Raw genomic sequence first — 9427 nt, forward strand, 5'->3', positions numbered from 1 at the left:
AGTACGCACACACATTCGAGTACGCAAGGGTTGAATCAGGACATTTCGCCACCCGAGGCCCAGCCCTCTTGACTGGCGCAGAAGCCCTCAACCAGCAGGGTGGACTCGTCGCAACAGGCCCCCTCCACGCCGAAAGATCCCCCCGAAGCATCGACCACAACAGGCTTTCGACCCGGGACGATGCCAGCGAGACGATCTTTCGTTGCCGCCGCCCCTGGCGCCGCTCGCGGGAGGCTGCTAGAGGTGGAGGCACACGCCCCTGCGCCAGGAGGAGGACGAGATGATCGCCGAGGACCGTATCGACCCGGACGAGTACACCCCGGGCCCGGATTCAGTCACCGCACCCGAGGAGTACGAGCCCGAGGTGACCGTCGAGGACCCCTTCCGCGAGGCAAATCCGGCCGACGTTGCCGAGCAGGCCATCGAGCTCCCCGCCGACGACGGCGACGGCGAAGCGGTGGGTGACGACGACGAGGTCGCCTGACCCTGCGCTCCGCGCCTGAGCCGGGCGCGGAGCGTGTCGAACCGGCAAGGGGTGCAGCCAAGGTGACGAATCCGCCGTTGCGCCGCCCTGCCGGTGCCGCTAACCTTGCAGCACCAGAAGGGGAGTATCCCTCACACGCGTCGTCGTCACTCCGGCCCTCGGGCCCGGCGGCGCGGGCCGACCAGGCCGGGAGAGACCTTCGATCACCTACTGATCGAAAGGTCCCCGATAATGCACACCCCTCTCTGGCTCTGGCTCGCGGTCATCGCCTTCATCGTCGTGATGCTGGCCATCGACCTCGTCGCCCACCGCAAAGCACATGTCATCGGCGTCAGGGAAGCCGCGGTGTGGTCTGCCGTCTGGATCGCCCTCGGCGTCGGCTTCGGCGCGATCGTCTGGGCGGTCTGGGGCGCGGACTTAGGCCAGCAGTACTTCGCCGGGTATCTCATTGAGAAGTCCCTGGCAGTGGACAATGTCTTCGTCTGGGCGATCATCTTCGCCCACTTCGCGGTGCCCGCCCAGTTCCAGCACCGGGTCCTGTTCCTCGGCGTCATGGGCGCGCTGGTATTCCGCGGCATCTTCATCGCCGGCGGCGCGCTGCTCATCCAGAACTTCTCCTGGATCCTGTACATCTTCGCCGCATTCCTGCTGTACACGGGCTTTCGCATGATCCGCCAGCGCGACGAGCACCTCAACCCGGACCAGTCCCGCATTCTCGCGGCCTTCCGCCGGCTGGTGCCCATGACGGACACGTTCCACGGTCAGCGGCTGCTGGTCCGTAAGGGCGGGCTGATCATGGCCACTCCCCTGTTGGCTGTGCTGGTGCTGGTCGAGACGACCGATGTGGTCTTCGCCGTCGACTCCATTCCCGCCATCTTCGCGGTCACCGACGAGGTGTTCCTGGTCTTCACGGCCAACGCGTTCGCGATCCTGGGCCTGCGCGCGATGTACTTCCTGCTGGCGGATCTGGTCCACCGGTTCGTCTACCTCAAGATCGGGCTGGCACTGGTGCTGATGTGGGTCGGCGCGAAGATGCTGCTCAAGATCGACGTCTTCTACATTCCGACCCCCATCTCGCTGGCCGTGATCGCGACCATCCTCACCGTGTCGGTCGTGGCGAGCCTGCGGGCCACGCGTGGTCACGAGCGCCAGAGCCCGCCGACACCGGCCGAGCCTCCGTTCCGCATCGCCACCGCCGAGGAGGACGCGCAGCTCGAGCCGCTGTTCCGTCGCGGGCGGACGCGCGGCGTGTCAGAGGACTCCCCCGCCGCGACACCACGCTGACCGTTGCCGAAGAGCGTCCCGCGCACACCCCGCGACAAGCGGGTGCGCGGGACCCTCTCGAGCCCCAGCCCGGGTACGCGTGACGCCTTATAACTTCCGGTTTTCGGGAGTAGGGTCGGCAACAACGCCGGTGATCCTCGTCACTAGCACGGGCCGCACCGGCACCTCTACGAAAGGGCCGGTCATGAGTGTCAACAGTTTCGGTTCGAGGGATTCGCTGGCAGTCGGGGGCGTAGACTACGAGGTCTACCGACTCGATCAGGTCTCCACCGCGGTCCCGCTCCCCTACAGCCTCAAGGTCCTGCTGGAGAATCTTCTGCGCAACGAGGACGGCCGAGTGGTGACGGCCGAGCAGGTCGAGGCACTGCGGGAGTGGACTCCCCAGTCCCCGCCGGAGCGGGAGATCCAGTACACGCCCGCCCGGGTGCTGATGCAGGACTTCACCGGGGTGCCGTGCGTGGTGGATCTGGTCGCGATGCGCGATGCCATCACCGACCTCGGCGGCGACCCCAAGAAGATCAATCCGCTCATCCCCGGCGAGCTCGTGATCGACCACTCGATCATCGCGGACGTATTCGGCCGCCCGGATGCGTTCGAGGTCAATGCCGAGCTGGAGTTCGGCCGCAACCAGGAGCGCTACCAGCTGCTCCGGTGGGCGCAGGAGTCGTTCGCCGACTTCGTGGTGGTCCCGCCGAACACCGGCATCTGCCACCAGGTCAACCTCGAATACCTGTCCCGGGTCGTCTTCACGCGCGAGGGGACCGACGGTATGACCCAGGCCTACCCGGACACGCTCGTCGGTACCGACTCCCACACGCCGATGGTCAACGGTCTCGGCGTGCTGGGCTGGGGCGTCGGCGGCATCGAGGCGGAGGCCGCGTTGCTCGGCCAGCCGATGAGCATGCTGATCCCGCAGGTCATCGGGCTCAAGCTGACCGGCGAGTTGCGGGAGGGCACCACGGCCACCGATCTCGTCCTCACCGTCGCGGAGCTGCTGCGCCAGACCGGCGTGGTGGGCAAGTTCGTGGAGTTCTTCGGCCCGGGCGTCGCGGCGGTCCCGCTGGCCAACCGGGCGACACTGGGCAACATGAGCCCCGAGTTCGGCTCGACGTGCGCCATCTTCCCGGTAGACGACGAGACGCTGGACTACCTGCGGCTGACGGGTCGGTCGGAACAGCAGATCGAGCTGGTCGAGGTCTACGCCAAGGAGCAGGGCCTGTGGCACGACCCGGACAACCCGGCCGAGTACAGCGAGGTCATCGAGCTGGACCTGGGGACGGTGGTCCCGTCGATCGCCGGGCCCAAGCGGCCGCAGGACCGCATCGCGCTGGGCGATGCGCCGGCCGTGGTGCTCGGCAATCTCGATGAGGAGAAGAACCGGTCGGAGAAGGACGACGGGAGTCTGGATGACGCCTCGGCGGACTCCTTCCCCGCCAGCGACCCGGTCTCCCCCGGTTCCACTACGGCGAAGAACGAGCCTCCCCGCCACTACTCCGAGGAGCAGCTGACCGCCAACGCCGAGCTCGGGTGGCCGAGCGATCCGGCGGAGATCATGATCGACGGCGACGAGTCGCCGGTGATCTTCGACCACGCGGACGTGGTCATCGCGGCGATCACCTCGTGCACCAACACGTCCAACCCCTCGGTGATGATCGGAGCGGCGCTGCTGGCCAAGAAGGCCGTGGAGCGTGGTCTGAAGCCCAAGCCGTGGGTCAAGACGACGTTGGCCCCCGGGTCTCGGGTCGTCACCGACTACTACGACCGGTCCGGCCTCACCCCGTACCTGGTGGAGCTCGGGTTCGATCTGGTCGGCTACGGCTGCACGACGTGTATCGGCAACTCCGGGCCGCTGACCCCGGCGGTGAGCAAGGCGGTCAATGACAAGGACCTCAACGTCGCCGCGGTCCTGTCGGGCAACCGCAACTTCGAGGGCCGCATCCACCCCGAGGTCAAGATGAACTTCCTGGCGTCCCCGCCGCTGGTCATCGCCTATGCGCTGGCCGGGACGATGCGCAAGAACCTTCTTGAGGACCCGCTCGGAACGGGCTCTGATGGCGAGCCGGTCTACCTCCGTGATGTGTGGCCCAGCTCGGCGGAGATCAAGGAGGTCGTGGACGCCAATCTCGAGGCAGACATGTTCACCAAGGGCTACGCCGACGTCTTCGACGGGGACGACAACTGGCGCGGCATGGACGTGCCGGGGGGTGACAAGTTCGACTGGATCGAGGACTCCACCTACATCCGCCGGCCGCCGTACTTCGACGGAATGGCGGTCGAGCCCGAGCCGATGCGGGACATCACCGACGCCCGCGTCCTGGCGCTGCTGGGCGATTCTGTGACCACGGACCACATCTCACCGGCCGGGGCGATCAAGCCCAGTTCGCCCGCGGGCGAGTACCTGCAGCAGCAGGGGGTCGAGCCGGCGGACTTCAATTCGTACGGGTCGAGGCGCGGCAATCACGAGGTGATGATCCGTGGCACGTTCGCCAACGTCCGGCTGCGGAATCTGTTGGCGCCCGGCACCGAGGGCGGGGTCACCACCCACTTCCCCAGCGGTGAGCAGACCAGCATCTATGACGCCTCGAACCGCTACGCCGAGGAGGGCGTGCCGTTGGTGGTGATCGCCGGGGCCGAGTACGGGTCCGGCTCGTCGCGGGACTGGGCGGCCAAGGGCACGTCCCTGCTCGGGGTCCGGGCGGTGATCGCGCAGTCGTACGAGCGGATCCACCGCTCGAACCTCATCGGGATGGGCGTCCTGCCTCTGCAGTTCCCCAAGGGCGAGTCCGCCGAGAGTCTCGGCCTCAAGGGCGACGAGTTGTTCTCCGTCACCGGGCTCGAGAGCCGGGACAGCGTTCCGGAGGAGGTGACGGTCCGGGCCGGTGAGGGCGACTCGGCGGTCGAGTTCACGGCGAAGGTCCGCATCGACACCCCGGCGGAGGAGGCGTACTACGAGCACGGCGGCATCCTGCCGTACATGCTCCGGCAGATGCTCTGATCCCACGCCCCGCGACCCGCCCCACGCCCCCAGCCCACCGTCGCGAAGAGTGTTCCGCGCACGTTCTGCGAGAGGCAGGTGCGCGGAACACTCTTCGCGGCGGAGCCGCATCAGCACCGGAGGTCTCGACGACAACGACCACGACGACGACGCGGTAAGCACCTGCCGACGCCTCGCAGCTGCAGGGAGAGCCGAACCGGCCCACACCGCCCGCGACGAGATGTGGTCGATCCGGCCGGCGCCGCTGCTCGGCGCAGGTAACGTCCGACATCATGCAGCCTTCGCCGGATCAGGCTTCCGAGAACCCGCCCGACCAGCCCGAGGTCATCCTCGATCGCCACGGCGAGATCGCCGTGATCCGACTCAACCGCCCGGCCAGGCTCAACGCGGCGACCTACGAGAACCTGACGGACATCATCACCGCGTTGGACAACTGCGATGCGGACGACGATGTGCGTGCTGTGGTCCTCACCGGCACGGGCCGGGCGTTCTGCGCGGGAGCGGACATCTCCGGCGGGGGCGACACGTTCGCGGCTGATCCCGATGCCGACACCGGCGAGGCCCCGCCGGACACCGGCGGTCAGGTCGCGCTGCGCATCTTCCGCATGACCAAGCCGGTCATCTCGGCGATCAACGGGTCGGCCGCGGGGGTCGGGGTGACCATGACCCTGCCGACGGACGTACGCATCGCCGCGGACACCGCCAAGTTCGGGTTCGTGTTCACGCGCCGGGGTCTGGTGCCGGAGGCGTGCTCGACGTGGTTTCTGCCCCGCATCGTGGGCATCTCCACCGCGATCGAATGGGCTGTGGGCGGCAAGACGATCCTCGCCGCCGAGGCCCTGGAGCGAGGGCTGGTGAGCGAGGTGCTCCCGGCCGATGAGATTCTACCGCGCGCCATCGAGGTCGCACGCGAGATGACACGGGGGACGTCGCCCGTGTCGACCGCGCTGACCCGCCAGCTGCTGTGGCGCATGCTCGGCGCGTCCGATCCCGAGGTGGCCCACCGCGCCGAGTCGATCGGCATCTACACCCGTGGTAAGTCGGCGGACGTGCGCGCCGGCGTCACCGCGTTCCTCGCCAAGAAGGAGCCGGAGTTCCCGGACCGCGTGTCCGACGGCCTGCCCGACCTCTTCTCCTGACCCCGGCCGCTCTCGGGCCCCACAACCGATAGGACCCCCCATGCCTGCTGATGACCTCACGGGTCGCGTCGCGATCGTCACCGGATCGACCGCCGGACTGGGCGCCAGGTTCGCCCACGTGCTCGCAGGCGCGGGCGCGACTGTCGTCGTCACCGGGCGGCGCACCGAGCGGATCCGGGAGGTCGTCGAGTCCATCGGCCGGAGCGGCGGCAAGGCGCACGGCGTCCGGCTCGACGTCACCGACCCCGCCTCCATCGAGGACTGCCTCACCGAAGTCACCGAGCAGATCGGCCTCCCGCAGATCCTCGTCAACAACGCCGGCATTCCGGACGCGCAGCGTGCGCACAAGATGACGTTGGAGCTGGTGGACGCCGTGCTGGACACCAATGTCCGCGGCCCGTGGCTCATGGCGACCGGCGTCGCCCGCCGCCTGATCGAGGCCGGGGTGCCGGGGCGGATCGTCAACATCACGTCGATGAGCGCCTACCAGTACGACGGCAACGGAGCAGCGCTCTACTCCACCACCAAGGCCGCGGTCAGTCGGATGACGGAGGCCCTGGCCGTGGAGTGGTCGCGCACGTTCATCAACGTCAACGCGATCGCCCCGGGGGTCTTCGCCTCGGAGATGACCGACGGCATGCTCGCCCGCGTCGGCGACATCGCGCCCGGTCTCGCGCGCAAGCGTCTCGGCCAGCCCGAGCAGATCGATTCGACGCTGCTCTACCTGGTGTCCGACGCGTCGGAGGCGGTCACCGGCACCGTCATCAAGATCGATGACGGGCAGCTCCCCCGCTGACCTCTCAGCTAACCCCCGCTGGCCCCTCAGCAGACGGGCTGGCCCCTCACGCCGTGCACTTGCTCAGGTCGTTCTCGAGGAGCTCGTGCCCGACCGGGGTCACGTAGGTCGCCATGAGAACCACGTCCTCCGTCCCGTGATTCCGGCTCTCGTAGATCGAGCCCGCTTCCTCGATGTTCGAGTCCCCGACGCGGTAGATGCGGGAGCCGCCGGGGTGGCGATCGGAGTAGTGCGTGAGTTCGCCTTGCTTGACGACGGCGATCAGGGATCCGTGGTGGCAGTGTTCGCCGGTGCTCGCCCCCGGCTCGATCGTGATCTCGCGGAAGGTCACCGATACCCCGTCGTCGCCGCCGTCGACCTGCAGGTCGACGGGGCGGGCCTGTCGGCCCTGCACGATGTCGACGGCCAGGAAGGGCTGTGACCCCGCGATCGTCGAGGCGGGCGGGAGCGGCTCGGTCGGGTTCACTGTTCTCACCTCGGGCGACTCCGCCGTGGCGTCGTCGGAACCGCACGCGGCGGTGGCGAGGACGCAGACCCCGGCGAGTATGGAGATGGTCGATCTGGTCAGTCTGTGGCGCATACCTGCTGATCCCTGAGTCTGCTCGGACCGAAGGGGGATTCGGTCAGCTGAACAAACGCTATCAGCGAACGGGCCCCGAGTTCGGCCATCATCGTTCTTCTACCGAGGTCGGGGCCGAGCGGGCGTCGATCGCGACGGCCTGTAGGCGACGGCCTGAACGACGACGACGACGAAGTCAGCCCCTCAGCGAACCGCCGCCGGCTCGTGGAAGGCCGAACCGGTCGCGCGATCCCGCTGCTAGCGTGGGTTCTCACTCTCACCGACCCAGGAGTTGCCGTGCCCCTGCCCCACTTCGCGTGTCGGAGTCTCGGCCTCGCGGTCGCCCTGATCGGCGCGGTGAGCGCGCTCGGCTCCGCCACCGCTGCCGCCGATCCGGACGCCGTGGGAACTCCCGCCGCGGCCCCTCCGATACCCCGCGGGATGCCGCAGATCGTCAGCGACGTGCTGGGGCCGGAGGACCCCGCGTTCTGGAATCCGGCGATCCCGGGGACGAGGGTCCTGACCCCGCTCGAGCCGCGCGCCGAGGTGATCTGTGCGACGGGTTTCGTGCCGGTCATCTCGTGTTCGACCATCAACAGGTGGGACTTCGACTCGAGGCAGCGTTCGCTGGAGTTCGTGGACGTGCCCGCGATCGGTGGGCCGCCCCTACGGGTGTGGTTCGACGTGCCCCGCCTGGGCGACGGGTCCACGCGCGAGCCGGTGAACCGCGCCGTGACCTGGTGGCTGACGGATCGCACGCTCTCGTAGCCCGTTCACCTAGCCCACGCCCCGAGCGGCGCACTGTCGGGGCCGGGCCTCAGTCCTCGCCGACCGAGACGGTCACCTCGATGTTGCCCCGCGTGGCCCGGGAGTACGGGCACAGCTCGTGGGCCAGCTTCGCGAGTTCGTCGGCCTGCTCGGCCTCGACGTCGGGGATGATGACCTCGAGGTCCACGGCGATGTCGATGCTCTCCTCGCCCGAGCGCACCAGTGACACCCGCGCGCCCACGGACGAGCCGTTGATCGTGACCTTCTTCGCCCGCGCCGCGCTCTGCAGGGCGGAGTGGAAGCAGGCGGCGAACCCGGCGGCGAACAGCTGCTCGGGATTGTTGCCCTCGCCCGAGCCGCCGAGTTCCTTCGGCGGGGCCATCTCCAGGTCCACGGCCTTGTCGGCGGTGGCGACGTGCCCGTCCCGGCCTCCGCCGGTGGAGAGGGCTTCGACGGTGTAGAGCGCATCGGACATTCGGGAATCTCCTCGGTCGGGGGCGTGTAGGTGTGGCCCAACGTACGCGGCGGCCGCGAGCGCTGCCGCCTGACCGCCGGGGGTTAGGCGAGTGGCCAGGCCGGCGATCAGGAGGGATTCGGAGCCACCTCCGCCGCGGACGTGTGCCCGCGCGGCCTCACCGATCAGAGCTCAGCCGCGGCCGCGTACATGGCCGCGAGTTCCCGCAGGGTGGCGTGGTCCTGTCCGAGCAACCCCATGGGTGAGCGGCGGTCCGGCAGCGAGTCGGCCGGCGCTGTCCACCACGCGGTGGCGGCCTCGGGGTAGTGGCCGGCGTCGAGCATCCGGTTGATCATGGCGACGATGTTGTCCGGGTCGCGCGGGTCGAAGTGGTCGAGCTGGAACCGCGGGTAGACCCAGCGTCGGTCGCCGCGGAGCACGATGAGCCGGCCGTCCCTCGCGAAGGTCCGCAGCGCATCTGCGGGTGTGGAGCCGGGGACCACGCCCCGCTCGATGAGGATCTCGCATGCCTCGGTGGAGCAGGCGTGGGGTACCTGCAGCACGGCGCTGTGCACTGCGGAGGCGATCATCTTCCGACGGGCGGCAGCGGCGGGGTCGGCGGGCGGCCGGAACGGATCCCCTATCGGGAAGCGCGCTGCCCGGAGGGCTCCGTCGACCTGGTCGGCCACCCTGGCGAACGTCCTGCGCCGCCTCAATTCCCGCAGCATGACCTCGGTGAAGTGTCGGTCGTCGAGATCCCGCAGGGCACGCTCCGCGGTGTCCTCGGACACGGATCTCCGTGACGCCGTCCGGTTCTGAAGAGTCATCGCGGGCACCTCGCCTTCTCCAGCGAATTCTAGGCCGCGCGGTCGCCCGCAGCGAGGGGCTGGGCCGACTAGAAACATGCTGGAAACGTGGCCGCCGGTACGGGTCTCAGGACTCCGCCCG

The 9427-nt window shown here is 68.8% G+C and carries 9 protein-coding genes; 6 read left to right on the forward strand and 3 right to left on the reverse strand.

All coding sequences use genetic code 11. The features are described from left to right. Window positions 1-280: 280 nt before the first annotated feature. The 5 genes from G6024_RS12335 (at window position 281) to G6024_RS12355 (ending at window position 6698) form a co-directional block, all read left to right on the forward strand. Window positions 281-484, forward strand: coding sequence for a hypothetical protein (locus G6024_RS12335; protein WP_067716139.1), 204 nt, complete (start codon window positions 281-283; stop codon window positions 482-484). Window positions 485-715: 231 nt separating this feature from the next. After that, on the forward strand, window positions 716-1768 hold the full coding sequence (locus tag G6024_RS12340; RefSeq protein ID WP_159148827.1) for a TerC family protein: 1053 nt from the start codon (window positions 716-718) through the stop codon (window positions 1766-1768). Between the two features lie 184 nt (window positions 1769-1952). Continuing rightward, window positions 1953-4763 carry an aconitate hydratase gene (gene acnA, locus G6024_RS12345; protein WP_159148828.1) on the forward strand — a complete coding sequence of 937 codons (2811 nt, stop codon included), beginning with the start codon at window positions 1953-1955 and terminating at the stop codon, window positions 4761-4763. A 272-nt stretch (window positions 4764-5035) separates the two neighbouring features. Next, complete coding sequence (locus G6024_RS12350) at window positions 5036-5902, forward strand: enoyl-CoA hydratase-related protein (RefSeq protein WP_159148829.1); 867 nt, start codon at window positions 5036-5038, stop codon at window positions 5900-5902. Between the two features lie 40 nt (window positions 5903-5942). Then, entirely contained in the window at window positions 5943-6698 is a 756-nt protein-coding gene (locus tag G6024_RS12355; protein ID WP_069390460.1) for an SDR family NAD(P)-dependent oxidoreductase, read from the forward strand. 46 nt (window positions 6699-6744) lie between these two features. Here G6024_RS12355 and G6024_RS12360 read toward each other — a convergent pair whose 3' ends face one another. Continuing rightward, a complete protein-coding gene (locus tag G6024_RS12360) occupies window positions 6745-7278 on the reverse strand; it encodes a cupin domain-containing protein (RefSeq protein ID WP_069390461.1) in 534 nt (177 codons plus the stop codon). Between the two features lie 276 nt (window positions 7279-7554). Between G6024_RS12360 and G6024_RS12365 the strand changes: the two genes are divergently transcribed. Next, window positions 7555-8025, forward strand: a complete 471-nt coding sequence (locus tag G6024_RS12365; RefSeq protein WP_069390462.1) for a hypothetical protein — start codon at window positions 7555-7557, stop codon at window positions 8023-8025. 49 nt (window positions 8026-8074) lie between these two features. On the opposite strand, the gene G6024_RS12370 is transcribed toward G6024_RS12365, so the two are convergent. Next, window positions 8075-8500 (reverse strand): organic hydroperoxide resistance protein, encoded by a 426-nt coding sequence (locus G6024_RS12370; RefSeq protein ID WP_069390463.1) that lies wholly within the window; start codon window positions 8498-8500, stop codon window positions 8075-8077. Between the two features lie 164 nt (window positions 8501-8664). Further along, the gene (locus G6024_RS12375) at window positions 8665-9270 is read right to left on the reverse strand and encodes a hypothetical protein (RefSeq protein ID WP_069390464.1); all 606 of its coding nucleotides are present in this window, start codon (window positions 9268-9270) and stop codon (window positions 8665-8667) included. Between the last annotated feature and the right edge of the window lie 157 nt (window positions 9271-9427).

Source organism: Dietzia maris (genome assembly GCF_014144855.1).
In the GTDB taxonomy this organism is placed as follows: Bacteria; Actinomycetota; Actinomycetes; order Mycobacteriales; family Mycobacteriaceae; genus Dietzia; species Dietzia kunjamensis.

Coding starts and splice junctions, on each gene's coding strand:
- G6024_RS12370 (WP_069390463.1), bottom strand. CDS start 8,500: ATGTCCGATGCGCTCTACACCGTCGAAGCCCTCTCCACCGGCGGAGGC.
- G6024_RS12340 (WP_159148827.1), top strand. CDS start 716: ATGCACACCCCTCTCTGGCTCTGGCTCGCGGTCATCGCCTTCATCGTC.
- G6024_RS12355 (WP_069390460.1), top strand. CDS start 5,943: ATGCCTGCTGATGACCTCACGGGTCGCGTCGCGATCGTCACCGGATCG.
- acnA (WP_159148828.1), top strand. CDS start 1,953: ATGAGTGTCAACAGTTTCGGTTCGAGGGATTCGCTGGCAGTCGGGGGC.
- G6024_RS12350 (WP_159148829.1), top strand. CDS start 5,036: ATGCAGCCTTCGCCGGATCAGGCTTCCGAGAACCCGCCCGACCAGCCC.
- G6024_RS12360 (WP_069390461.1), bottom strand. CDS start 7,278: ATGCGCCACAGACTGACCAGATCGACCATCTCCATACTCGCCGGGGTC.
- G6024_RS12335 (WP_067716139.1), top strand. CDS start 281: ATGATCGCCGAGGACCGTATCGACCCGGACGAGTACACCCCGGGCCCG.